The sequence below is a fragment of the Mesorhizobium sp. B2-7-2 genome (assembly GCF_006440775.1).
Lineage (GTDB): Bacteria > Pseudomonadota > Alphaproteobacteria > Rhizobiales > Rhizobiaceae > Mesorhizobium.
In genome coordinates this window covers 65,768-87,420 of record NZ_VFTZ01000010.1, presented here as the reverse complement: position 1 = coordinate 87,420, position 21,653 = coordinate 65,768, and the positions used below count along the sequence as shown (strand labels likewise).

Here is a 21,653-nt window from a genome sequence, read left to right as displayed (position 1 = left end):
GGAAAGCCGCTGCACACTGGAACTGCTCTGGACAGCGGCGCGATCGTCAGCCGCCGCAGCAACAGTCGCAGCCGGATGAATGCAATCTCTTGATCTCAACGCGCCAAATGTCCGGCCCCTGCTGCAGGTATTCCCAACCGAACAGGCCAGGATATCTGGCTTCCATCTGATAGCGCAAAGGGCGCGGGTCGTGATCGTTCACGATGACGAAGGATTGGCCCCCGGCCAGTGCCTGGGCGATCGCGAAAATCCGGGCGTGGCGCTCCACGGGCGGGACGGCGCGTACATCCAGCTGGGGTTGTGATGAGACTCCTGATTCAGACATATTCCTAAATCCCGACTTGCTGTGGAAGCGCCGAGCACCGACACTCTTGGCTCGGCGCCAAAAAAATATCTCCGGTCGAATCCGTTTATTTGCCGAAGCGCAAACAATTCGCGGAAAGTGCGGTAGCCCGCCGGATCAGCACGGCGCATGGATGGTTTGCGGCTCAATTATTGGTCGATCTGCTTGAAGAGTTCTTCGAAGGCCTTCTTGGCCTTGCCGGGCTGGTTGATCGACTCGGCTGCCTTGAGATTGCTGCTCGGATCGCCGACCACGACGAGCGCAACCATGCCCATGCCATAGTGAGGATTGCATTTGATGCCGTAGACCCCGGATTTCGTGAATGTGACCGAGGTATCCTTGTTCATCTCGCCTTTGAACGGCTGGGCGCCGTCGGGCAGCATGCCGGAAATGGATTCGACGTCGTGGCCCTTGTCCTTGGCTACGAAATGGACGGTGTCGCCCGGCGCTATCTTGAGGAAGGACGGCTCAAGTTGAAACATCCCGTGCTTGCCCATGTTCATCATATCGACCTCAACCTCGGCCGCACGCGCGGCACCAGCGGCTATCAGTGTGGCTGCCACGACTGACAGCGCGAGTCTAATCGAACGCATTTTCTTCCATGTCCTTATTTGTCTCTGGATGAGATCGCTAACGTCGATCCCCGATGAGGGTTTAGACGAAGCTCGTCGGCGAACATTTGCGCTAGCTCAAATTTGCAGCCACTCGCGGGTGGAAATGCGAGGACTTGCCACCACGCTGTCGCTGCGCCGATGGAATTCGGTTTCGACGTGCATTGGATACGCAGCTTGGAGGTGGCGGGTAGCTCTGCTGGATCAATCCGATCCCTGCTCAAGATTGATCCCGGTCAACGTATGCGTGCGCGACATGCCTTAGCCTGAGCCGATGGCTGGAGGCGGATCAAATGAGATTCGGGACGACGATGGGCTTCTCTGCGCTGACGCTGAGCGCCGCGGCGGCACAGCAGATGAGCAATGGAGAGCAGGAATATCTGAACTCCTGCGCCGTCCGCGCCACGGACAGCCCCGGCTCGCTGCCTCATCATCAGCGAGAAATCGCACGGATCTCGAGAGCGGTGAGCACCAGTCGGATCGTCGGCTGGGTTCGCGGTCAGGCGCCGACGGGCGCCAGCTGAGCTTCCCGCCAGACCAGGATCCGTTTGACCTTGATCAAGGCCGCCTCCAGCCGCCGCGATAGGAATGCGGTCAAAGGAGCTTGCTATGATCACTTTGCACGACCTCACCCCGAAGTTCAGGAACATCCGCCTGCTTCTGGCGCGCGAGAAAGGTCATCCGGAAGGAGACCGCGAAGAGGGTTACGACGTGCTTGCGCCGCTCACAGGCGAAGGACGCCTGGATGCACGGGAATGGAAATCGCACCAAGGGGTCTGCCGCGTTCGCCGTTTCCGCACCGGCGAGGACGACCTGGTCGGCCGCTTGCGCCGCAAGCCGGGCGGACAATGGTTTTTCGACTATGCCGAAGGCGACCGTGACGACGAGGTTGGCTTTCACCTCGGCGAGGAGCGCTTCGTCACTGGCGAGTATGTCTCCATAAAGCGCAACGGGGCCATGCACACTTATCAAGTCGCCCGGGTCGAGCAGCCATAACATTTTTGTTGAAGCCGTCGGAGGGACTCATGTCACGCCGCATACTTGTCCTCATCGGCCATCCGGACCCGTCCCCCGACCGGCTCTGCCGCGCCTTGGCCTCGGCATATGCTGAAGCCGCGGAGGCCGCGGGCCATGCCGTCCGCAAGATCGATCTGGCCTCGCTGGACTTTCCGTTCCTTCGGACGATGCAGGAGTTCGAGCACGGGTCGATCCCCGACAGCCTCAGGGAGGCGGCCGACGCAGTCGTGTGGGCGGAGCATCTCGTCTTCGTCTTCCCGCTTTGGCTGGGCACCGTGCCGGCAATGCTGAAAGCGTTTCTCGAGCAGGTCATGCGGCCGGGCACGGCATTCGCCTATCCGGAACAGGGCGAGGGTTTCGCGAAATCCTTGCTGCGCGGCCGCTCCGCCCGCCTGATCGTGACAATGGGAATGCCCGCGGCCGTCTACCGGATCTGGTTTCTCAGCCATGGAATTGCCGGCATGCGGCGCGGCATCCTCAACTTTGTCGGGATCAGGCCGGTGCGCGAAACATTGCTCGGCATGGTCGCGAACGCCAGCGACGTGAAACGGGCGAGCTGGCTAAAGCAGATGCAGCGGCTCGGCGCGCGCGCCGTCTAGAGCATGATGCCGAAAAGTGTGGAGGGGTTTTTCGGACGACATCATCTCTTTGACCTAGAGCCGGCCGGACCCGTCATGGCCGCAGGACGGCGGCTCCGCTCAGCCTGCCCATTCGCAAATCATCCAGCGTCTGGTTTGCCTGCTCAAGCGGATAGACCTTTGTATGCGTGCGCACCTGAGCGCGCTGCGCTATCGGAAAGAACTCCTCTGCGTCGCGCCGAGTGAGATTGGCGAAACGGGAATGGAAACGCGCCGGTCCGGCATCCGTTCCTAGCGCGAGTGCCTGACCTTGACCGGGTGCGGCCGTGCATAACGGCCAAGACCGTAGTCCACCGAAGCGTCGTTGCGCTTCCCAGCGGAAACCATTTCGAGATAAAGGCCTGCTGCGGCAAGATAGGCCAGGCCCAGTATCCCGGCCCAGATTTCGATCATGTCGGAAGTCATGTTCAGGCACCCCAGGTTGATTGGTTCGACCGGATGATCGCCGAGCCAATTCATCCGGGCCTTGATCGTGGTCAATTGCACAGCACGAAAGCCTCGCCGGTGTCCGATCTGGTGATTTCGGGACAGCCCTACGTAGTTTCCCGTAGGGAGATAACCGAATTTCGACGTGGCTGGATTTGCGCGATTGCTGTTGTCGCAGATTCACCGAGACCACAGCCATGCACGCTCAAGCTTCCGCGAAGATCGAACTGCAGTCCTATCTCTCCCATCAGAGCCCAGCGTCCATCTTTGAAGGGCCGACAACGCCCGTGAGCTTCTTCCCGTCGGGGGCCGAAATCTACGCCCAGGGAGAAAAGGCGGGCGCTCTCTACCAGGTCGAATTCGGCGCCGTACGCATCTATCGCCTGCTCGCCGACGGCCGCAGACAGATCAGCGCGTTCCATCTGGCGGGAGAGACATTCGGCTTCGAGGCCGACGCCACGCATCACTTCTTCGCCGAAGCGATCAACGCGACCGGCGTCCGGGTCCATCGCACTCCCTCGGGCATGGACATGTCGCGCCAGCTCCTGCCTCTCGCGCTCAAAGGCCTGACGCGGGCGCAGGAACATCTGCTGGTGCTTGGCCGCCAGAACGCCATCGAGCGCGTCGCGGCATTCCTCGTCGAGATGGCGGAGCGCCAGGGCGGGTTGCGGCAGGTGGAACTGCCGATGTCGCGCAACGATATCGGCGACTATCTCGGCCTCACCATCGAAACCGTCTCGCGGGTTTTCACCCGCCTGAAGGAGAAAGGCGTGATCCGCCTGCTCAGCCTGCGCAGCATCGAAATTCTCAAGCGCGAGACACTGCTGGCGATGGGGGAATGAGGCCATTCGGGCCAATCGCCCGCTCCTCAATCCGAAAGGGACAACAATGAAAACCACGCTTGCAACCCATAGCGGATTTCGCTTCGAAGTGCGCCGTACGCGCCCTGACGATGAGCCGCTCGTCGCGGAGTTCTTCACCCATGTGACGCCGGAGGATATGCGCTTCCGCTTCCTCGGCGCGGTGCGGCAAGTGTCGCATGAGCGCCTGGTGGCGATGACCCGTTCCGACGATCCGCATATCAATAATTTTCTCGCCTTCTCGACAGACGGAATGCTCATCGCGGTGGCGACCCTCGCCGCCGATCCGGCCGACAGGCGTGGCGAGGTCGCCATCTGCATTCGCGAGGACCGTAAGCATCTCGGCGTCGGCTGGGAATTTCTCGGCTATATCGCGCACTATGCCGACGACCATGGCATCGAGACGATCGAGTCGATCGAAAGCCGCGAGAACCGCGCGGCGATCGAGCTTGAGCGCGAGATGGGCTTCACTGTCGCGACGGTTCCCGACGATCCGACGCTTGTCCTGGTCCAGCGGAAGCTCGGCGCCGCGTTGGCGAATTAAGATCCTGCCATTTCCAGCCGTGTGGGAGCCCGCTACCAGGGTCGTGGAGATCGGCAGCGGGCGCAAATGGCTGCCTCCGATGGATCCGGCCATCCACCTCAATCGACAGCTCCGGCATGTGAGGGGCGTTCCGCCAATGAGCGGGAGACTGTTCCGCTCAAGTCGTTTCGACGCCGAGCAGTTCTGCCGCCACCGCGCGTTCTTCGTCGGCTGGGATGACAAGCACATCGACACGCGAATTCGCGGCACTCACAAGGTCTTCGCCGCTGCTATTCAAACCGTCATCCATAGCGACGCCCAGCCATGCCGCAGCCTCGCATATCCGTCGCCGGATCGCCGGCGCATGCTCGCCGATGCCCGCGGTGAACACCAGCGTGTCGAGCCCGCCCAGCGCAGCCGCCAGTGATCCGATCTCTCGCCCGGCCCGATAGACGAACAGATCGACAGCGCGCATTGCCGCCGCGTCCTTCGACGCCAGCAGCGTCTGCATGTTTCCCGAGATGCCAGATACGCCGAGAAGCCCGGACTTCTCGTAAAGCAAGGTGGACAGTTCGTCGGAGGGCAGCTTCCTGTCTTGCAGAAGGTGCAGGAGGACGCCCGGATCGATCGCGCCGCAACGCGTGCTCATGACCAGGCCTTCGAGCGTCGAGAAACCCATGGTGGTGGCCTGGCTTACTCCTGCCTTCATCGCGCAAAGGCTCGCGCCGCTGCCAAGATGGGCGACGACAGCGCGGCCACCCGCGCCGGCGCCGTAACGCGCGCGGAGCTCGTTGGCGATATGGCTGTAGGAGAGCCCGTGAAACCCATAGGACACCATGCCCTGCTCCGACATCTCGTGCGGCAGGCCATACAGTCTTGCGATCTGAGGCTGCGTGGCGTGAAAGGCGGTATCGAAGCAGCCGACCTGCATGGCGCCGGGCAGAAGACCGTGGGCCAGATCGACGAGCTCCAGGTTGATCGCCTGATGAATCGGAGCGAGCGGCTCGAGCTTGCGCAAGGCATCGAGCGTGGCCTGGTCAAGCAGCGTTGCGCGGGCAAACTCCCGACCGCCATGGACGATGCGATGCCCGACCCTGCTCACTCGGCGCAACAGGCCGCGGTCCGTCAGATAGGACGCAACGGCTTCGAATGCCTCGCCGACGGAGATCGCTCGTTCGCCGAGGCTCCTGTCGAACGGCGGCGTCGTTGCCGTGGGCGCGACATGAAGTCTGGGCCGCTCGCCTATTGACGAGACGCTGCCACGCATCAGCAGATGAAGCTCGCGGCGTCCTTGAAAAGCGGCGAACTTCAGGCTCGATGAGCCGCCATTGAGGACAAGAATGACATCAGTCATGTTCGACCGGTTCCAGCCGGTTTTGCGGGTCGGATCCTGTCGGCCTGGCGCTTCGGCATCGGCTACTGCTCCCATTTCCAGCCGAGGATCTCCGGCATGTCCCGCCCGTGCTCGCGGATATAGGCCCGGTGCTCGATCAGCTTGCCTTCCATGGCCTGTTTCAGCTGGATATGCGCGCCGGCCGGCTCGGGAATGCGGTCGAGCACGCCGAGCACCAGATGGTAGCGGTCGAGCCCATTGAGCACGGTCATGTCGAAGGGTGTTGTCGTCGTCCCTTCCTCATTGTAGCCGCGCACGTGGATGTTGTCGTGATTGGTCCGCCGGTAGGTCAGGCGATGGATGGTCCAGGGATAGCCGTGATAAGCGAAGATGACGGGCTTGTCGCTGGTGAACAACGCATCGAACTCGCGATCCGACAGGCCGTGCGGATGGTGTTCCCTTGGCTGCAGGGTCATCAGGTCGACGATGTTGACCACACGGACCTTGAGGTCGGGAATGTGGCGCCTCAGGATTTGAACGGCGGCCAGCGTCTCGAGCGTCGGCACGTCTCCGGCGCAGGCCATCACCACATCCGGCTCGGCCCCGCCGTCGGTCGACGCCCAACCCCATATGCCGATGCCGGCGTTGCAATGCACTTTCGCCTCGTCGATGGACAGCCACTGCCAGGAATTGGCTTTGCCGGCGACGATGATGTTGATGCGGTTCCATGTCCGCAGCACATGATCCGTCACGCAGAGCAGGCTGTTGGCATCAGCCGGCAGGTAGACGCGCACGACATCCGCCTTCTTGTTTAACGCCACGTCGATGAAACCTGGATCCTGATGGCTGAAGCCGTTGTGCTCCTGCTGCCAGACATGGCTGGACAACAGATAGTTCAGCGAAGCGATCGGCCGCCGCCAGGCAAGCTTGCGGCAGGCATCCAGCCATTTCGCATGCTGGTTGAACATGGAATCGACGATGTGCGTGAAGGCTTCGTAGCAGGAGAAGAGGCCGTGGCGCCCGGTAAGAAGGTAGCCTTCCAGCCAACCCTGACACGTATGCTCGGATAGAATTTCCAGAACCCTGCCTTCTCGACCGAGATGCACGTCCTCGGGCAGGATCTCTTCCATCCAGGCGCGCTCCGTCACCTCGAAGACGTCCTGCAGCCGGTTCGATGCCGTTTCGTCGGGCCCGACGATGCGGAAGTTCCTGGCGTCTTGATTCAATGCCATGACGTCACGCAGGAAACGGCCCATCACACGGGTCGACTCTGCCTTGACGCCGCCGGGCCGCTTGACCGGGACGGCGTGCTCTTGCAAGGCAGGCAGTTCGAGAGACCGGCGCAGCAGGCCGCCATTGGCATGCGGATTGGCGCTCATGCGCCTTTCACCTTTTGGCGCAGTGGCGCGGACCGCGGCCACAGGCGCGCCGGCGGCGTCGAAGAGCTCTTCGGGCCGGTAGCTTCTCATCCATTCCTCGAGCATCCTCAGATGCGCGGGGTTTTCGGCGAGGCCGGAAAGCGGGACCTGGTGGGCGCGCCAGAATCCTTCGGTCTTCAGCCCGTCGACCTCCTTGGGACCGGTCCAGCCCTTCGGGCTTCGCAGCACGATCATCGGCCAGTTCGGCCGCGGCTGCGCGGTCTTTGCTCCGCTGCGAGCCGTGTTCTGAATCGCCTTGAAGCGGTCGAGCGCATCGTCGAGCACGAGCGCCATTCGCTCATGCATCCACGCCGGATCGTCGCCCTCGACGAACAACGGCTCGTAACCATAGCCGACGAACAAGGCACGCAGCTCTTCTTCGGGGATGCGAGCGAGAATGGTGGGATTGGCGATCTTGTAGCCGTTGAGATGGAGGATCGGCAGCACTGCGCCGTCAAGCGCCGGGTTGAGGAACTTGTTGGAGTGCCAGGAGGTGGCAAGCGGTCCGGTTTCCGCCTCGCCGTCGCCAACCACGCAGGCGACGACAAGGTCCGGGTTGTCGAAAGCCGCGCCATAGGCATGCGAAAGCGCGTAGCCAAGCTCGCCGCCTTCATGGATCGAGCCGGGCACGTCGGGAGCGGCATGGCTTGGGATGCCGCCCGGAAAGGAGAACTGCCGGAAGAGCTTCTTCATTCCAGCCTCGCCCGGCGCGACGTCCGGATTGATCTCGCTGTAGGTGCCTTCGAGGTAGCTGTTGGCAACCATCGCGGGTCCGCCATGACCCGGACCGCAGACATAGATGACATTGGCGTCGCGTTGCCGGATCACTCGGTTCAAATGCGCATAGATGAAACTGAGGCCCGGCGACGTGCCCCAATGGCCGAGCAACCGCGGCTTGACGTGCTCCAGCCGAAGCGGCTCGCGAAGCAGCGGATTGTCGAGCAGATAAATCTGCCCGATGGTCAGATAGTTGGCGGCACGCCAGTAGGCATCGATGTCGTGCAGTTCCTGTGCGGACAAGCGATTGATGCTGGGACGCTCGGTCATTTTCCGACTCCTTCGCTGGTGCCAGACCCACCCGGCTGAAGCTGAACGCTTGAAGGCCGCCACCGGTTCATCACTGGTCGGTGTCAACAACGGTGACTTTCGATTTATCCGGGCAAGACCGATCGAGCTTTGATCCATCGCAAATGCCGCTCGTGTGCGACCAAATTCCAAAGCCCGGTTGCGTCGCAAGACAGCGCCGTCTTTGTTTCAGAGCAACGAACGCGTCGTGTGGCTCAGGCAGACTGTTGCATCCAAATGCGGACAATCTGCATGAAGCGCAAACTGAACGACGATGCGACGATGGACGGGATCATGCGTGCGACCCCGGCAACGATCCGCGTCGTTCTCCAGTACGGAATGCTTTGCGTCGGCTGCCCGATCGCTGCCTTTCACACCGTTTCCGAAGCGGCGCGCGAGCATGATTTGGACGAGGACCAACTTCGCCGCGACCTTGAGGCAGCAATCAAAAGCGGTGACGTGGATTAGCTTTTCGATCCACGCGCTTCGGCGACCACGACGAGCCGATGAGGCTCGACCACGACGACCCTCTGGCGCCCGCTTTTCACCAGCCCCTGGTCTTCCCAGGCCGAAAGCAACCGGCTTACCGTGTGAAGCGTCGTGCCCGTCATCTCCGCGATATCCTGGCGCGAAATCGGAAAATCGATCAGGATTCCTTCCTCGATCTTCTTTCCCGATTGTTTGACCAGCTTGAGCAATGCATTGGCGACACGCTGCTCGACCTGCTCGGTGGACATCTCGATGACGCGCGTGTGGGCATCCTGCAGCCTGCTTCCCACCATCCTGTAAGTGTTGGCGCTGAGGCTCGGAAAACTCGTCGCGAATGTCGGCCAGAGATGGCTTGGCCAGGCAAGCACCACACAATCGGCGGCGGCGAGGGCATTTGCCGGATAGGTCGTCCGGCCAAGCGCGCCGGCGATCCCCATCAGCTCGCCGGGGCCTATGTATCGCACGGTCACCTCGTGCCCGGCAGGGGTCGATTTCACCACGCGCACATGGCCGTCAAGCAGCAGGAAGAACGAACGAGCCTCCTGCTCCTGCTCGAACACCGATTGACCCCTGGCGATCCGGATCGACCTTGCCTGTCCGACGATGCGATCGAGATCGGCGACGGCGATCCCCTCGAAGACGGACAGTCCGGCAATCAGCGATCGGTCAAGGCTTGCCAACTGGCTTTTCTCCCGCTTTCAACAACGCAACGCGCTCAAGGCCCCGCGACCGGACTTTGTCACGGACCGCAGCCCGTCGACAAGTGAAGCTCCCGTCGCTGCCGCCGGCCATTCACGCGCCTGTTTGATCCAACGCAAGTTCCATCCTTCGGGACCGGGATAGAGATGGGATCGAACAGGCAGCAAGCCTGGTCACCGATGAGGCATGCCATGGCAATTCCGCGGACGCGGCCAAGCGTCTATCCGGCAATTTTCTCCTACGGGTTCCGGCCCTTCTTTCTGCTCGGCTCGCTGCAGGCAGGCACAGCTATACTTTTTTGGCTGCCTCTCTATTACGGCAAGCTCGAGACCTTCAGCACCTTCCTGCCCCTGGACTGGCATGTTCACGAATTGCTCTTTGGCTATCTGCCGGCAGTGGTGACGGGCTTCCTGCTGACCGCAATTCCGAATTGGACCGGTCGGCTTCCGGTTCAGGATCTCCGTCTGCTGGCCCTCGTGCTGCTCTGGATTGCGGGCCGGGCGGCCGTGTTCTTTTCGGCGGAGACGGGCTGGCTCCTGAGCGCCGTCATAGACTGCTCCTTTCTTCTGGCGGTGGTGGCTGCCGCCGCGACGGAGATCGTTGCCGGGCGAAACTGGCGGAACCTCAAGGTGCTGCTGCCGGTCGCGACCCTTTTTGCGGCAAATGTCATGTTTCATGCCGAAGCGCATTACCAGGGCATCTCCGACATGAGCCGGCGCCTCGGTCTTGCAGCGGTCGTCGTCCTCGTCATGATTGTCGGCGGGCGGATCGTTCCGAGCTTCACCCGCAACTGGCTGGTTCGCGAGAAGCCGGGCCGGCTCCCGGCATCGTTCGGCAGGTTCGATATCGGAACCATCGCGCTGTCGGTTGTCGCGCTCGCCGCGTGGACGTTTTTTCCCGACGCCATCGCGACCGCCGTGTTGCTGATCGCCGCCGCGATCTTCAACGCCGTCCGGCTTGCCCGCTGGGCGGGCTATCGGACGCTGCCAGACCCTTTGGTTCTGATCCTGCATGTTGCCTTCGCCTTCGTGCCGGTTGGACTTCTGCTTGCCGGCTTGAGCGTCCTCGCCCCGGAAAGGATTCCTGCGATGGCCGGCATTCATGCCTTTGCGGTGGGAGCGATCGCCTCCATGACGCTTGCCGTCATGGCCCGCGCCACGCTTGGCCATACGGGCCGCGAATTGAGGGCAAGCGCCGGCACCTGCGCGGTTTTCGCCGCCATCATCGTCGCTGCCATCCTGCGCGTGGCCGCCGGCATGGCGCCTGCCATGGCAATTCTCCTCCATCTATCGGCTGCGTTCTGGGTTGCAGCCTTCATCGGCTATGCGGTCCTGTTCGGCGGCATGCTGATGCGGCCGCGACTCAATGCGCGCAGCAGGACTCTCTCTTGAGGAAGCGCATGTTGTGGAGGGTTTCCACCGGGCCTACATGTCGAACGTCATCCGCGACGGCAGCGGCGCGATTGTCTGGTCGGCGGGCCGCCTGACATTTAGGCCTCCCATGTCCGTGACCGCCGCCGCTGCGGGCCGCCACTCATCGTTGGGATTGACCTGAGTTCTCGAGAAACAAGGAACCCGTATGACTTCGAAGTCCGTCTTGCTTGATAGGGTTCGCCCTGCCGCCGAACAGCCTCTGCTTCGCCCCGGCGTCGATCGGGCGTCGATAGGAAAACTGGTTCGCGAATTCTATTCCAGGGTGAGAAAGGATGGGCGGCTCGGGCCTATCTTCGCCGGCGAAATCGTCGGCGATTGGGAGCCTCATCTGGAGAAGATGACGGACTTCTGGTGCTCCGTCATCTTGAAGAGCGGCGACTATAACGGCCGGCCGGTCCCCGCTCACCTGAAGCTCAAGGACGTCACCGAAGCCGATTTCGATATCTGGCTGGCTCTCTTTCGCGAAACGGCGGCAGAGCTGTTCGCGCCCGAAATCGCGGCGGTGTTTGTCGAGCGGGCGGAGCGGATAGCGGCGAGCCTGAAGCTCGCCATGTTCTTTCGCCCAGGCTCCGCCGTCGCCCCGTCAAATGCTGCGGGCTCGGCTTGATTTTACGCAAGGACTGCAGCGGTCGGGGTGCGTAGTTTCCCTGGATGGTCCTCAATCTCTGCGTCGGCACGATCGTCATCAGCCTGACGGTGCTGATCCACACGTTCGGTCTTATCGCGATCACGCGCATGATGGCGCGTCTTGTGGCGCACTTGCGCATGCACGGTCGGCGTAGCCGGATCATCGCCATGATCAGCGTGGTGATGGGACTTTTCGCGGTCATGACGGCGGAAGTCTGGCTTTGGGCCGGTCTGTACCGACTGCTCGGAATCCTGAGCGATTTCGAGACGGCGCTCTACTTTTCGACCATCACCTTTTCGACCGTTGGCTACGGAGATGTGGTGCCTGCCCATGCCTGGCGCATCCTGGCGGCCCTGGAAGGCATCAACGGCTTTCTGCTGATCGGCTGGTCGACTGCCTATCTGATAGCGGCCGGCACGCGTGTCGGTCCCTTCAAGGTCGGCGAGCACTTCTGATGCGCAGTTCCGGCCTCAAACCGCTAACGAGTGCCTGCCGGTTCCATTGTTGAGATATTTGTCAAACTTGGCGGCCACCGTCCGCACGAACGGACGGCTTTCCTCCGGCACGACGAAGTTTTCGCCGTCGAGCCGAAGCAGCTGGCCGGCGCCGCCGACAGCCAACCGGCTCGCTTCGCAGAGCAATGTTTGGCCGACCGCTCCAAAACGTTTGACAAGCTCTGCCGCCGAGAAGGTGAAGTTGCACATCAGACGCTCGATGATCCACCCTCGCGCCAGATCGTCCAGACTGAATTCGACGCCTCGGGCTATTGCCAGGCGTCCGGAATTCACGACCTTTTCGTACTCGCCCGTCGCAACGATGTTTTGTGCGTGGCCCTGGCGATACCGGCTGATCGAGGAGGGACCGAGGCCGATCAGGGTTTCGCACTGGTCTTCGGTATAGCCCTGGAAATTGCGGCGGATCCTGCCCGCGCGCGCGGCAACCGCCAGCATGTCCTGCGGCCTGGCGAAATGGTCCAATCCCAATGCCTCATAGCCGGCATCGACAATCAGCCGCGCGGCAAGCTGCGACTGCGCCAGGCGCGCGGTGGAGTCGGGCAGCCAGGCTTCATCGATCATCGTCTGGTGCTTCTTGAACCACGGCACATGCGCGTAGCCGAACAGGGCAAGCCTGTCCGGCGCCAGGGTCAGCGCCTCGGCGACCGTCGCCGCAACGCTCTCGCAGGTCTGGTGCGGCAGCCCGTAGAGCAGATCCAGGTTGACGGAAAGAACGCCCCGCGCACGCACCGCATCGACAATGCCTTTGGTCAGCGCGAAACTCTGCTCGCGATTGATCGCCTTCTGCACCCTGGGATCGAAGTCCTGGACACCAAGGCTGGCTCGCGTCATGCCGATGGCCGCGAAGGCGTCGAGCCGCCCCTCGTCCATATCGTTTGGGTCTATCTCGACGCTGAGGCTGGCATCGTCGAGGAAGTCGAACCGATCCCGCAATGCCTTTCCAAGCATGAGGATGTCTTCGGGCTTGAGCATTGTCGGGGAACCGCCACCAAAGTGAACAGCTCGGACCCTGCCCCTGCCGCTCACAAGGCGGCCGACCGTTCCGATCTCCTTGTGAAGCGAACGCAGGAAGGTGGCGACGGGCGCATAGCGACGCGTCTGCTTGGTATGGCAGGCGCAGAACCAGCACAACCGGTCGCAATAGGGGATGTGCACATAGAGCGATATCTCGTCATCGCCCTCCAGTGCATTCATCCACCCGCGAACCGTCACTGCGTCAACACCGGGATGAAAGTGGGGTGCCGTGGGATAGCTCGTGTAACGCGGAACGTTGTCGCCAAGGCCCGCTGTTTGAGTTGGGCTCGGGGAATGGACGGGAGCGGCGGGAGCGGTCATGACGGCCAAACTGCCCGAACGACGCCGGCAAAACCTTGATTTCGATCAAGGCGGCCACTGCCGCGGCTATGCTCCAGCGGTCGCTGCAACCCTCCCCAAACAAAGGCTCTTCACGTTTGACTTGAATCAAGGCCGGGCGACGGAAAATCCCGAAATGGTGCCGCGAGCGGGAATTCCGCCGAACCTTTCGAGACGAGATCGGGGACTTGCGATGAAATATGGCACGGAGATGGTCCTTCTAAGCCTGTTTGCGTTTGGCGCCGTTGTAGCCGCCGGCTTCGGCGTGGATGAACCTTTCCGCCAGCATATGTGGGTTTTGTTCTTCGCCGTCGCTGGCTTCACCGCGATCCTGTTACGCAACTCGGACTTCAAGCCAGCCTTGCCGGTCGACCCGGAAGCTTACATGGATGGACCGGTCCGCTACGGCGCCATCGCGACGATGTTCTGGGGTGTGGTCGGCATGACGGTCGGCGTCATTATCGCTCTTCAGCTCGCTTTCCCCGATCTTAACATCCCACCCTGGTTCAATTTCGGTCGCCTGCGTCCGCTGCACACCTCCGGCGTCGTCTTTGCCTTTGGCGGCAACGCGCTGATTTGCACGTCGCTTTACGTCGTCCAACGCACCTGTCGGGCGCGGCTGTTCGGCGGCAATCTGGCCTGGTTCGTCTTCTGGGGATATCAGCTTTTCATCGTCATGGCTGCGACCGGATACCTGCTCGGCATCACCGAGAGCCGCGAGTACGCCGAGCCGGAATGGTATGTCGACATCTGGCTGACGATTGTCTGGGTCGCGTATCTGATCCTTTTCCTTGGCACCATTTTGAAGCGCAAGGAACCGCACATCTACGTCGCCAACTGGTTCTACCTGTCCTTCATCGTCACCATCGCGATGCTGCACGTCGTCAACAATCTGTCGATGCCGGCTTCATTCCTGGGATCGAAGAGCTATTCGGCCTTCTCAGGTGTCCAGGATGCGCTCACCCAATGGTGGTACGGGCACAACGCGGTCGGCTTCTTCCTCACCGCGGGCTTCCTTGGCATGATGTATTACTTCGTGCCCAAGCAGGTGAACCGGCCGGTCTATTCCTACCGCCTGTCGATCATCCACTTCTGGGCGCTGATCTTCCTCTACATCTGGGCGGGTCCGCACCACCTCCACTACACCGCCCTGCCCGATTGGGCTCAGACGCTGGGCATGGTGTTCTCGATCATGCTGTGGATGCCCTCCTGGGGCGGCATGATCAACGGCCTCATGACCCTCTCCGGGGCCTGGGACAAGATCCGCACGGATCCGATCGTCCGCATGATGGTTGCGGCCATCGCCTTCTACGGCATGTCGACCTTCGAAGGGCCGATGATGTCGATCAAGACCGTCAACTCGCTGTCCCACTATACGGACTGGACAATCGGCCACGTCCATTCGGGCGCGCTCGGCTGGGTCGGCCTGATCTCGTTCGGCGCCATCTACTACATGGTGCCGAAGCTATGGAACCGACCGCGGCTCTACTCGACGCGGCTTGTCACCTGGCACTTTTGGCTGGCGACGCTTGGCATCGTCGTTTACGCGGCCGTCATGTGGGTGTCCGGCATCATGCAGGGCCTGATGTGGCGCGAGTACGACGAACAAGGGTTCCTCGTCTATTCCTTCGCCGAGACCGTCGCTGCCATGCACCCCTACTACGTCATGCGCGCCACCGGCGGCGCCATGTATCTCGCCGGCGCTCTGATCATGGCCTGGAACATCACCATGACCATCCGCGGCTACCAGCGCGAGGAACAACCTCTGCCGGGCGCCGCGCCCGCCCTCCAGCCTGCCGAATGAGGAGCCAGACATGGGCCTGATGGACAGACACGCTCTGATCGAGAAGAACGCAACCCTGCTTCTCGTCGGATCCCTGCTGGTCGTGACAGTCGGCGGCATCGTCGAGATCGCGCCGCTCTTCTATCTCGACAACACGATCGAGAAGGTCGACGGTATGCGGCCCTACTCGCCGCTGGAGCTGGCCGGTCGCAACATCTATGTGCGCGAGGGCTGCTATCTCTGCCATAGCCAGATGATCAGGCCGTTCCGGGACGAGGTGGAACGCTACGGCCACTACAGCCTGGCGGCGGAGTCGATGTATGACCACCCGTTCCAGTGGGGATCCAAGCGGACCGGACCCGATCTCGCTCGCGTCGGCGACCGCTACTCCAACAGCTGGCACGTCCAGCACCTTAGCGATCCGCGTTCCGTCGTGCCCGAGTCGGTCATGCCGAGCTACGCGTTCCTGAAGGACACCCCGATCGAGGTGAAGAACTTCTCGACGCATCTCGTCGCCAACCGGCGCGTCGGTGTCCCCTACTCCGACGACATGATCGCCAATGCCAATGCGGATCTGACGGCGCAGGCCGATCCCAATGCAGACACGTCAGGCCTGGAGAAGAGATACCCGAAGGCCAAGGTCGGCGATTTCGACGGCAACCCCCAGCAGGTCACCGAGATGGACGCCCTGGTGGCCTATCTCCAGATGCTCGGCACCTTGGTCGATTTCAAGAACTACGACGAAGCCGCCGGCTACCGCTGAGGAGAACCAACCGATGGACTACAATTTGATGCGGGAGTTCGCCGACAGCTGGGGCCTGCTCGCAATGGCCCTGTTCTTTGTCGGCTGCATTGCTTTTGCGTTTCGCCCGGGCGGCAAGTCGCATGCCGATCACGCCGCACAGATTCCTCTCCAGGACGACTGATCATGAGCAGCGAGCATGTCGACGAAATCTCCGGCGTCACGACCACCGGCCATGAGTGGGACGGGATCAAGGAGCTCAACAATCCCCTGCCGCGCTGGTGGGTGATAACCTTCTACATCACCATCGCCTGGGCGGTCGCCTACACGATTGCCTATCCCGCTTGGCCGATGCTGAGTTCCGCCACCAAAGGCGTCCTGGGCTTTTCCAGCCGCAACGATGTCAAGAACGAGATGGCGGCCGCGGAAGCCACCAAGGTCAAATATGTGGCGGCAATACAATCCAAGACTGTTTCGGAGATCGCCGCAGATGACGCATTGCGCGAATTTGCCGTCGCGGCGGGCGGTGCCGCATTCAAGGTCAACTGCGTGCAGTGCCACGGCTCCGGCGCGCAAGGATCAACAGATTTTCCGAACCTCAACGACGACGATTGGCTCTGGGGTGGCAAGGTGGAGCAGATCCAGCAGACGATCACCCACGGAATCCGGTTCGCGCCTGATGCCGATACCCGCCAGTCGGAGATGCCTGCCTTTGCTGATGTGCTCAAGCCGGAGCAGATCGCCGAGGTCAGCGCCTTTGTCGCCAGCCTTTCAGGACCGCTGCGGAACCAAACCCTGATCGAGCCCGGCGCCAAGGTCTTCGCGGACAATTGCGCGGCCTGCCACGGCGACAACGCGAAGGGCAACAGGGACCTCGGAGCACCCGACCTGACGGATGCGATCTGGCTCCACGGTTCCGGCGAAGCCGCGATTGCTTCTCAGGTGCGCATGCCGAGGAACGGCGTGATGCCCGCCTGGGTCGGCCGGCTCGGCGAGACGACGGTCAAGGAACTGGCTGTCTATGTCCATTCGCTTGGCGGCGGAGAATAGGAGCGGGGCCTATTCTCGGCCCTCAGCCGCTCAAGCGACGAGGCCCGGCCATGCCGGGCCTCGACTTGCTTCTGATGACTCAAATTTGACCTGCATCAACGCGCCGCGCGCGAGCGATTGCAACACTGCTGGAGACAGGCGGCGTCATTCGCCGCGATTGGAGATCGTCGTGCTGGATCAGGCGCAGGTGGAACGGCTCGATGCCGAAGCGGTCAACTCGGCAAAGACGCGACCGCCGCTTTACGCCGCGCGCAAGAAGATCTTTCCGAAGCGGGCCTCCGGCCTTTTCCGGCAGTTCAAATGGCTGGTGATGGCGATCACGCTCGGCATCTATTACCTGACGCCATGGCTGCGCTGGGATCGCGGCCCGTTTGCGCCCGATCAGGCCGTCCTCATCGACCTGGCCAATCGCCGGTTTTATTTCTTCTTCATCGAGATCTGGCCGCAGGAATTCTATTACGTCGCCGGCCTTCTCATGATGGCGGGCGTTGGGCTTTTCCTGATCACATCGACCGTCGGGCGAGCCTGGTGCGGCTATGCCTGCCCACAGACCGTCTGGGTGGACCTGTTCCTTGTCGTGGAACGCGCGGTTGAAGGCGATCGCAACGCCCGCATCAAGCTGGAAGCCGCACCCTGGAGCGCTCGCAAACTTGTCCTGCGCGCATCCAAGCACGCGATCTGGCTCATCATCGCGGTTGCCACCGGCGGCGCCTGGATCTTCTACTTCGCCGACGCGCCGAAGCTGCTCGGCGAAGTTGTCACCGGGACGGCGGCGCCCGTGGCCTATGTCACCATCGCCGTCCTGACCGGCACCACCTATGTCTTCGGCGGACTGATGCGCGAGCAGGTCTGCACCTACATGTGCCCATGGCCGCGAATTCAGGCCGCCATGCTTGACGAAAATTCGCTGACCGTCACCTACAATGACTGGCGCGGCGAACCGCGTTCGCGCCATGCAAAAAGGGCTCTCGCCGCCGGTTTGCCGGCCGGCGATTGCGTCGACTGCAACGCCTGCGTTGCCGTCTGCCCGATGGGAATCGACATCCGCGACGGGCAGCAGCTCGAATGCATCACCTGCGCGCTCTGCATCGATGCCTGCGACGGCGTCATGGACAAGCTCGGTCGCGAGCGCGGACTGATCTCCTATGCAACACTGGCGGACTACAATGCCAACATGACGGTGGCGACCGCGGGTGGCACAAGTCAAGTCAATCCATCGCTGGTAAGAACAACGAGCGGCGCTTTCGTCGACGGCCTGGCGCATTTCCATCTGGGCAAGATCTTCCGGTTGCGCACCTACATCTATCTCGTTGCATGGTCGGCGATCGGCCTGGTGCTCGTCTATTCGCTGCTGACGCGCGAACGGCTGGAGCTCAATGTCCTGCATGACCGCAATCCTCAGTTCGTGACGCTCTCGGACGGCTCGATCCGCAACGGCTACACGGTCAAGCTGCTCAACATGATACCCGCGCCGAGGACGATCGAGGTCATGCTGCAGGGTCTCGACGGCGGCGAGATGAGCATTGTCGGTGTCGACCAGGCCCCGAGCCGCTCATTTTCCGTGGCCGTCGAACCCGACCGGCTAAAGGTGCTCAAGGTCTTTGTTCGCCAACCGGCGGACCGGATCAGGGAGCCGGCGCAGAGCTTCGAATTTCGCATCGAGGACAAGGCGAGCTCGGAATCGGCCGAATACATCGCCAGTTTCAACGCACGGGAGAACGACAAATGAGCACCGGTATGCAGAAGTCGCGCGAGTTCACCGGCCGGCACATGTTGATCGTGATCGTGAGCTTCTTCGCGGTGGTGATCGGGGTCAACGTCACGATGGCCACGCTCGCCCGAAAAAGTTGGACCGGCCTCGTTGTCGAAAACACCTTTGTGGCGAGCCAAAAGTTCAACGAGGAGGCTCGGAAAGGACGAGCGCAGGCAGCACTAGGCTGGACAGGCAAGCTGACCATCGCCTCTGGAGAAATCCGCTACAGCCTTGTCGATGAACACGGCAAAGCGCTGCAGCTGCACGGCGTCAGAATATTGTTCCGGCACCCGGCTTACGAAGCGGAAGACGAAGCCCTGACGCTTGCCGCACCGGCGGGTGCCAGTCAGGGGAATGCACAAGAGTTTGCCGTGCATCACACGCCAAAGGACGGCGTCTGGATCGTCGAGATCGAGGCCGACGCGGGCCTTGCCACTCCATTTCGCGATGTCCGCCGCGTCATGATCGCGAACGGAGCCCTGCAATGAGCTGCTGCGCGCCGGGGGCCGAGATGGCTCTGGAGGTCGTGGACGCGGCATCCGCTGTGCCCTCCAGCGACGAAATAAAACTGGCCAGCCGCGCACTGGACGGCGGCTATCGCCAGACGGATCTGTCAGTTCCGTCCGTTCATTGCGCGGGCTGCATCCAGGCGATCGAGGCGGCCCTGGCGAAGCTCGAAAACATAGAGTCCGCTCGCGTCAATCTCTCAACCAGGAGGGTATCCGTTCGCTGGCGCGGGGAACTGGTTCCGCCGTTTTTCGCAGCGCTTTCAAGGCTTGGCTATCAGGCGCATCTGTTCGACCCGGAAATCCAGGAAAAGGACCGAACCCTATCGGAGCTCATCCGCGCCGTCGCCGTCGCCGGCTTCGCGGCAGGCAACATCATGCTGCTGTCGGTATCGGTCTGGTCCGGCGCCGAGGGCGCGACGCGGGATCTGTTTCATTGGCTGTCCGCGTTGATCGCCATCCCGGCCCTGGCCTTCGCCGGCGGCATCTACTTCCGCTCTGCCGCGAACGCGCTGCGCCATGGCCGCATGAACATGGACGTGCCGATCGCGGTGGGTGTGTCGCTCGCTTACGCGATGAGCCTCTACGAGACCGTCAATCACGGCGAGCACGCCTACTTCGACGCCTCGGTTTCGCTGCTCTTCTTCCTGCTGATCGGTCGCACGCTGGATCATGTGATGCGCGAGCGCGCGCGGACCGCCGTCGATGGTCTCGCAAGGCTCGCGTCGCGGGGTTCGCTTGTCCTGACGGATGACGGCATGCGCGAGTACGTGCACGTCGCCGAACTGATACCGGGAATGCGCCTGCTCATCGCGGCCGGAGAACGCATACCGGTCGACGGCAACATACTCAGCGGAAGCTCCGACCTGGATTGCTCGATCGTCTCCGGGGAGAGCGCGCCAAAGACCGTCGGCGCCGGCGCCCATGTGCAGGCCGGCACGCTCAACCTGACGGGTCCGCTGACGATGCGGGCGACCGCCGCCGCGAAGGATTCCTTCCTGGCGGAAATGGTTCGACTGATGGAGGCCGCCGAAGGTGGCCGCTCACGCTATCGACGCATCGCCGATCGCGTGTCGGCGCTCTACGCGCCCGTGGTCCACCTGGCGGCCTTCGCGACATTCCTTGGCTGGATGGCCGCGTCCGGCGACTGGCACCGCGCCATGACCATTGGCATCGCCGTGCTCATCATCACCTGCCCCTGCGCGCTCGGCCTTGCGGTGCCGATCGTCCAGGTCGTTGCGGCCCGACGTCTGTTCGAGGCCGGCGTCATGGTCAAGGACGGTTCGGCCATGGAGCGTCTCGCGACGATCGACACGGCTGTCTTCGACAAGACCGGGACGCTGACGCTCGGGCGGCCAAAGCTGGTAAATGCGTCATCGATCGATCCGATCATGCTTGCGATCGCGGCGGACATGGCGGTTCATTCCCGCCATCCGTTCTCGAGGGCAATCGCCAGTTATGCAGGGTATTCCGGCCGGCCCGTCGTCGAATCCGTCAGCGAGCATCCGGGCTTCGGCATTGAAGCCAAAACGGAGGGGAACACGTGGCGGCTCGGAAGGCGTGGATGGGCGGGCTGGAAGGCTCGCACCGGCGGCGAAGGCAAGCTCGGCGGCTATGGCGGCACGGTGCTCTCAAAGAATGGCAACATCGTTGCGTGTTTTGCTTTCGAGGACGCGCTGCGACGAGACGCCAGCGCAGCGATCCGGCAGTTGAAGGACGCCGGGGTGTCGGTCGATATGCTGTCCGGAGATACTGCGAAGGCCTGTGGCGAGGTTGCCAAATCGCTGGGAATCGACAGTTTCGCGCCGGCGCTGCTGCCCTCGGGAAAGGTCGAATGGATCGAGGCGCTGACCCGCGCCGGACACAAGGTGCTGATGGTGGGCGACGGCCTCAACGACACACCGGCGTTGCGGGCGGCGCATGTTTCGATGGCTCCGGCAACCGCGGCCGACATTGGCCGGCAGGCAGCGGATTTCGTCTTCCTGCGCGAAAGCCTGCTTGCGGTCCCTCTGGCGATGGATGTCTCGCGCAAGGCCGGCCGGCTCATTCGCCAGAACATCGCCATCGCGATCGTGTACAACGCTTTTGCCGTTCCGATAGCCGTTCTGGGCCACGTGACGCCGCTCATCGCGGCGATCGCAATGAGCGCCTCTTCACTGATCGTGATTGCAAATGCGATGCGGCTTCAGGCAACGGCGAAAGCGGCACCTGAAGCTGCGCCGGCCAGGCGCCGCACCGATGTCGTCGACGCGGCCCGTCCATGACCACGCTCGTCTATCTCATTCCCGTGGCCCTGTTCCTGGGCGCGCTCGGTTTGTCCGGCTTCCTGTGGGCTTTGCGCAGCGGCCAGTATGAGGACCTCGATGGAGCAGCAGAGCGGATACTGATCGAACCTGATCGCCGAGACGGCGAAGGCCGGCAATCAAACTGACGTGGATCAAGGCGGCGTCGCTCTCGATGTCCGAAAA

At 62.3% G+C, this 21,653-nt stretch carries 24 protein-coding genes and 1 pseudogene; 17 read left to right on the top strand and 8 right to left on the bottom strand.

The window, feature by feature from the left end:
* Positions 1-46 precede the first annotated feature (46 nt).
* Both FJ425_RS15780 and FJ425_RS15775 read right to left on the bottom strand, forming a co-directional pair.
* Positions 47-325 (bottom strand): DUF2249 domain-containing protein, encoded by a 279-nt coding sequence (locus tag FJ425_RS15780; RefSeq protein ID WP_140724737.1) that lies wholly within the window; start codon positions 323-325, stop codon positions 47-49.
* Positions 326-492: 167 nt separating this feature from the next.
* Positions 493-936, bottom strand: a complete 444-nt coding sequence (locus FJ425_RS15775; RefSeq protein WP_140724734.1) for a pseudoazurin — start codon at positions 934-936, stop codon at positions 493-495.
* Positions 937-1,247: 311 nt separating this feature from the next.
* Here FJ425_RS15775 and FJ425_RS31560 point away from each other — a divergent pair, with 311 nt between their 5' ends.
* From FJ425_RS31560 to FJ425_RS15760, 3 genes are all read left to right on the top strand, one after another.
* The gene (locus tag FJ425_RS31560; RefSeq protein ID WP_181175930.1) at positions 1,248-1,478 is read left to right on the top strand and encodes a hypothetical protein; all 231 of its coding nucleotides are present in this window, start codon (positions 1,248-1,250) and stop codon (positions 1,476-1,478) included.
* A gap of 85 nt (positions 1,479-1,563) precedes the next feature.
* A complete protein-coding gene (locus FJ425_RS15765; protein ID WP_140632137.1) occupies positions 1,564-1,950 on the top strand; it encodes a hypothetical protein in 387 nt (128 codons plus the stop codon).
* Positions 1,951-1,979: 29 nt separating this feature from the next.
* Positions 1,980-2,570: an NAD(P)H-dependent oxidoreductase gene (locus FJ425_RS15760; RefSeq protein ID WP_140724731.1), complete on the top strand. Its 591-nt coding sequence runs from the start codon at positions 1,980-1,982 to the stop codon at positions 2,568-2,570.
* Between the two features lie 73 nt (positions 2,571-2,643).
* Here FJ425_RS15760 and FJ425_RS15755 read toward each other — a convergent pair.
* Positions 2,644-2,802: pseudogene (locus FJ425_RS15755) on the bottom strand (alcohol dehydrogenase); the annotation flags it as partial.
* A 38-nt stretch (positions 2,803-2,840) separates the two neighbouring features.
* The gene (locus FJ425_RS31555; protein WP_181175944.1) at positions 2,841-3,089 is read right to left on the bottom strand and encodes a hypothetical protein; all 249 of its coding nucleotides are present in this window, start codon (positions 3,087-3,089) and stop codon (positions 2,841-2,843) included.
* A gap of 143 nt (positions 3,090-3,232) precedes the next feature.
* Here FJ425_RS31555 and FJ425_RS15750 point away from each other — a divergent pair, with 143 nt between their 5' ends.
* The gene (locus FJ425_RS15750; protein ID WP_140724728.1) at positions 3,233-3,877 is read left to right on the top strand and encodes a helix-turn-helix domain-containing protein; all 645 of its coding nucleotides are present in this window, start codon (positions 3,233-3,235) and stop codon (positions 3,875-3,877) included.
* 46 nt (positions 3,878-3,923) lie between these two features.
* Entirely contained in the window at positions 3,924-4,439 is a 516-nt protein-coding gene (locus FJ425_RS15745; protein ID WP_140724725.1) for a GNAT family N-acetyltransferase, read from the top strand.
* Positions 4,440-4,596: 157 nt separating this feature from the next.
* Here the strand turns inward: FJ425_RS15745 and FJ425_RS15740 are convergent, their stop codons facing one another.
* Both FJ425_RS15740 and FJ425_RS15735 read right to left on the bottom strand, forming a co-directional pair.
* Positions 4,597-5,772, bottom strand: a complete 1,176-nt coding sequence (locus FJ425_RS15740; protein ID WP_140724722.1) for an acetate/propionate family kinase — start codon at positions 5,770-5,772, stop codon at positions 4,597-4,599.
* Between the two features lie 62 nt (positions 5,773-5,834).
* The gene (locus FJ425_RS15735) at positions 5,835-8,216 is read right to left on the bottom strand and encodes a phosphoketolase family protein (RefSeq protein WP_140724719.1); all 2,382 of its coding nucleotides are present in this window, start codon (positions 8,214-8,216) and stop codon (positions 5,835-5,837) included.
* Between the two features lie 270 nt (positions 8,217-8,486).
* Between FJ425_RS15735 and FJ425_RS15730 the strand changes: the two genes are divergently transcribed.
* Entirely contained in the window at positions 8,487-8,702 is a 216-nt protein-coding gene (locus tag FJ425_RS15730) for a DUF1858 domain-containing protein (protein ID WP_140724716.1), read from the top strand.
* Here the strand turns inward: FJ425_RS15730 and FJ425_RS15725 are convergent.
* Positions 8,699-9,403: a Crp/Fnr family transcriptional regulator gene (locus tag FJ425_RS15725; protein ID WP_140541806.1), complete on the bottom strand. Its 705-nt coding sequence runs from the start codon at positions 9,401-9,403 to the stop codon at positions 8,699-8,701. The two genes, FJ425_RS15730 and FJ425_RS15725, sit on opposite strands and share 4 nt — an antisense overlap.
* 210 nt (positions 9,404-9,613) lie before the next feature.
* On the opposite strand from FJ425_RS15725, the gene FJ425_RS15720 reads away from it, so the two are divergent.
* The 3 genes from FJ425_RS15720 to FJ425_RS15710 all read left to right on the top strand — a co-directional run bounded on the left by FJ425_RS15720 (position 9,614) and on the right by FJ425_RS15710 (position 11,938).
* Entirely contained in the window at positions 9,614-10,813 is a 1,200-nt protein-coding gene (locus FJ425_RS15720) for an NnrS family protein (RefSeq protein WP_140724713.1), read from the top strand.
* 187 nt (positions 10,814-11,000) lie between these two features.
* Positions 11,001-11,462, top strand: coding sequence for a group III truncated hemoglobin (locus tag FJ425_RS15715; RefSeq protein ID WP_140724711.1), 462 nt, complete (start codon positions 11,001-11,003; stop codon positions 11,460-11,462).
* A gap of 44 nt (positions 11,463-11,506) precedes the next feature.
* Positions 11,507-11,938, top strand: coding sequence for a potassium channel family protein (locus FJ425_RS15710; protein WP_140724709.1), 432 nt, complete (start codon positions 11,507-11,509; stop codon positions 11,936-11,938).
* A 15-nt stretch (positions 11,939-11,953) separates the two neighbouring features.
* On the opposite strand, the gene hemN is transcribed toward FJ425_RS15710, so the two are convergent.
* The gene (hemN, locus tag FJ425_RS15705; protein WP_140724706.1) at positions 11,954-13,333 is read right to left on the bottom strand and encodes an oxygen-independent coproporphyrinogen III oxidase; all 1,380 of its coding nucleotides are present in this window, start codon (positions 13,331-13,333) and stop codon (positions 11,954-11,956) included.
* Between the two features lie 211 nt (positions 13,334-13,544).
* Here hemN and ccoN point away from each other — a divergent pair, with 211 nt between their 5' ends.
* The 8 genes from ccoN (at position 13,545) to ccoS (ending at position 21,616) form a co-directional block, all read left to right on the top strand.
* Complete coding sequence (ccoN, locus tag FJ425_RS15700; RefSeq protein ID WP_140724703.1) at positions 13,545-15,155, top strand: cytochrome-c oxidase, cbb3-type subunit I; 1,611 nt, start codon at positions 13,545-13,547, stop codon at positions 15,153-15,155.
* Positions 15,156-15,165: 10 nt separating this feature from the next.
* Positions 15,166-15,897, top strand: coding sequence for a cytochrome-c oxidase, cbb3-type subunit II (ccoO, locus tag FJ425_RS15695; protein WP_140541800.1), 732 nt, complete (start codon positions 15,166-15,168; stop codon positions 15,895-15,897).
* A 13-nt stretch (positions 15,898-15,910) separates the two neighbouring features.
* Entirely contained in the window at positions 15,911-16,060 is a 150-nt protein-coding gene (locus FJ425_RS15690) for a cbb3-type cytochrome c oxidase subunit 3 (RefSeq protein WP_140541799.1), read from the top strand.
* 2 nt (positions 16,061-16,062) lie between these two features.
* Positions 16,063-16,926, top strand: a complete 864-nt coding sequence (gene ccoP / locus FJ425_RS15685; RefSeq protein ID WP_140724700.1) for a cytochrome-c oxidase, cbb3-type subunit III — start codon at positions 16,063-16,065, stop codon at positions 16,924-16,926.
* A 169-nt stretch (positions 16,927-17,095) separates the two neighbouring features.
* On the top strand, positions 17,096-18,655 hold the full coding sequence (gene ccoG / locus FJ425_RS15680; protein WP_181175928.1) for a cytochrome c oxidase accessory protein CcoG: 1,560 nt from the start codon (positions 17,096-17,098) through the stop codon (positions 18,653-18,655).
* Positions 18,652-19,167 (top strand): FixH family protein, encoded by a 516-nt coding sequence (locus FJ425_RS15675; RefSeq protein ID WP_140632167.1) that lies wholly within the window; start codon positions 18,652-18,654, stop codon positions 19,165-19,167. Before ccoG ends, FJ425_RS15675 begins: the two co-directional genes overlap by 4 nt.
* On the top strand, positions 19,164-21,449 hold the full coding sequence (locus FJ425_RS15670; RefSeq protein ID WP_140724697.1) for a cation-translocating P-type ATPase: 2,286 nt from the start codon (positions 19,164-19,166) through the stop codon (positions 21,447-21,449). The genes FJ425_RS15675 and FJ425_RS15670 overlap by 4 nt, the downstream gene beginning before the upstream one ends.
* Positions 21,446-21,616, top strand: coding sequence for a cbb3-type cytochrome oxidase assembly protein CcoS (gene ccoS, locus FJ425_RS15665; protein ID WP_140541795.1), 171 nt, complete (start codon positions 21,446-21,448; stop codon positions 21,614-21,616). The genes FJ425_RS15670 and ccoS overlap by 4 nt, the downstream gene beginning before the upstream one ends.
* The last annotated feature ends 37 nt before the right edge of the window (positions 21,617-21,653 follow it).

Bases quoted from the DNA above. Each gene is read 5' to 3' on its own strand.
- FJ425_RS15735 (WP_140724719.1), bottom strand. From the start codon at position 8,216: ATGACCGAGCGTCCCAGCATCAATCGCTTGTCCGCACAGGAACTGCAC.
- ccoS (WP_140541795.1), top strand. From the start codon at position 21,446: ATGACCACGCTCGTCTATCTCATTCCCGTGGCCCTGTTCCTGGGCGCG.
- ccoO (WP_140541800.1), top strand. From the start codon at position 15,166: ATGGGCCTGATGGACAGACACGCTCTGATCGAGAAGAACGCAACCCTG.
- FJ425_RS15775 (WP_140724734.1), bottom strand. From the start codon at position 936: ATGCGTTCGATTAGACTCGCGCTGTCAGTCGTGGCAGCCACACTGATA.
- FJ425_RS15690 (WP_140541799.1), top strand. From the start codon at position 15,911: ATGGACTACAATTTGATGCGGGAGTTCGCCGACAGCTGGGGCCTGCTC.
- FJ425_RS15760 (WP_140724731.1), top strand. From the start codon at position 1,980: ATGTCACGCCGCATACTTGTCCTCATCGGCCATCCGGACCCGTCCCCC.
- FJ425_RS15730 (WP_140724716.1), top strand. From the start codon at position 8,487: ATGAAGCGCAAACTGAACGACGATGCGACGATGGACGGGATCATGCGT.
- ccoN (WP_140724703.1), top strand. From the start codon at position 13,545: ATGAAATATGGCACGGAGATGGTCCTTCTAAGCCTGTTTGCGTTTGGC.
- FJ425_RS15715 (WP_140724711.1), top strand. From the start codon at position 11,001: ATGACTTCGAAGTCCGTCTTGCTTGATAGGGTTCGCCCTGCCGCCGAA.
- hemN (WP_140724706.1), bottom strand. From the start codon at position 13,333: ATGACCGCTCCCGCCGCTCCCGTCCATTCCCCGAGCCCAACTCAAACA.
- FJ425_RS15745 (WP_140724725.1), top strand. From the start codon at position 3,924: ATGAAAACCACGCTTGCAACCCATAGCGGATTTCGCTTCGAAGTGCGC.
- FJ425_RS15710 (WP_140724709.1), top strand. From the start codon at position 11,507: ATGGTCCTCAATCTCTGCGTCGGCACGATCGTCATCAGCCTGACGGTG.
- FJ425_RS15720 (WP_140724713.1), top strand. From the start codon at position 9,614: ATGGCAATTCCGCGGACGCGGCCAAGCGTCTATCCGGCAATTTTCTCC.
- FJ425_RS15765 (WP_140632137.1), top strand. From the start codon at position 1,564: ATGATCACTTTGCACGACCTCACCCCGAAGTTCAGGAACATCCGCCTG.
- FJ425_RS15675 (WP_140632167.1), top strand. From the start codon at position 18,652: ATGAGCACCGGTATGCAGAAGTCGCGCGAGTTCACCGGCCGGCACATG.
- FJ425_RS15780 (WP_140724737.1), bottom strand. From the start codon at position 325: ATGTCTGAATCAGGAGTCTCATCACAACCCCAGCTGGATGTACGCGCC.
- FJ425_RS15740 (WP_140724722.1), bottom strand. From the start codon at position 5,772: ATGACTGATGTCATTCTTGTCCTCAATGGCGGCTCATCGAGCCTGAAG.
- FJ425_RS31560 (WP_181175930.1), top strand. From the start codon at position 1,248: ATGAGATTCGGGACGACGATGGGCTTCTCTGCGCTGACGCTGAGCGCC.
- FJ425_RS15750 (WP_140724728.1), top strand. From the start codon at position 3,233: ATGCACGCTCAAGCTTCCGCGAAGATCGAACTGCAGTCCTATCTCTCC.
- FJ425_RS15670 (WP_140724697.1), top strand. From the start codon at position 19,164: ATGAGCTGCTGCGCGCCGGGGGCCGAGATGGCTCTGGAGGTCGTGGAC.
- ccoP (WP_140724700.1), top strand. From the start codon at position 16,063: ATGAGCAGCGAGCATGTCGACGAAATCTCCGGCGTCACGACCACCGGC.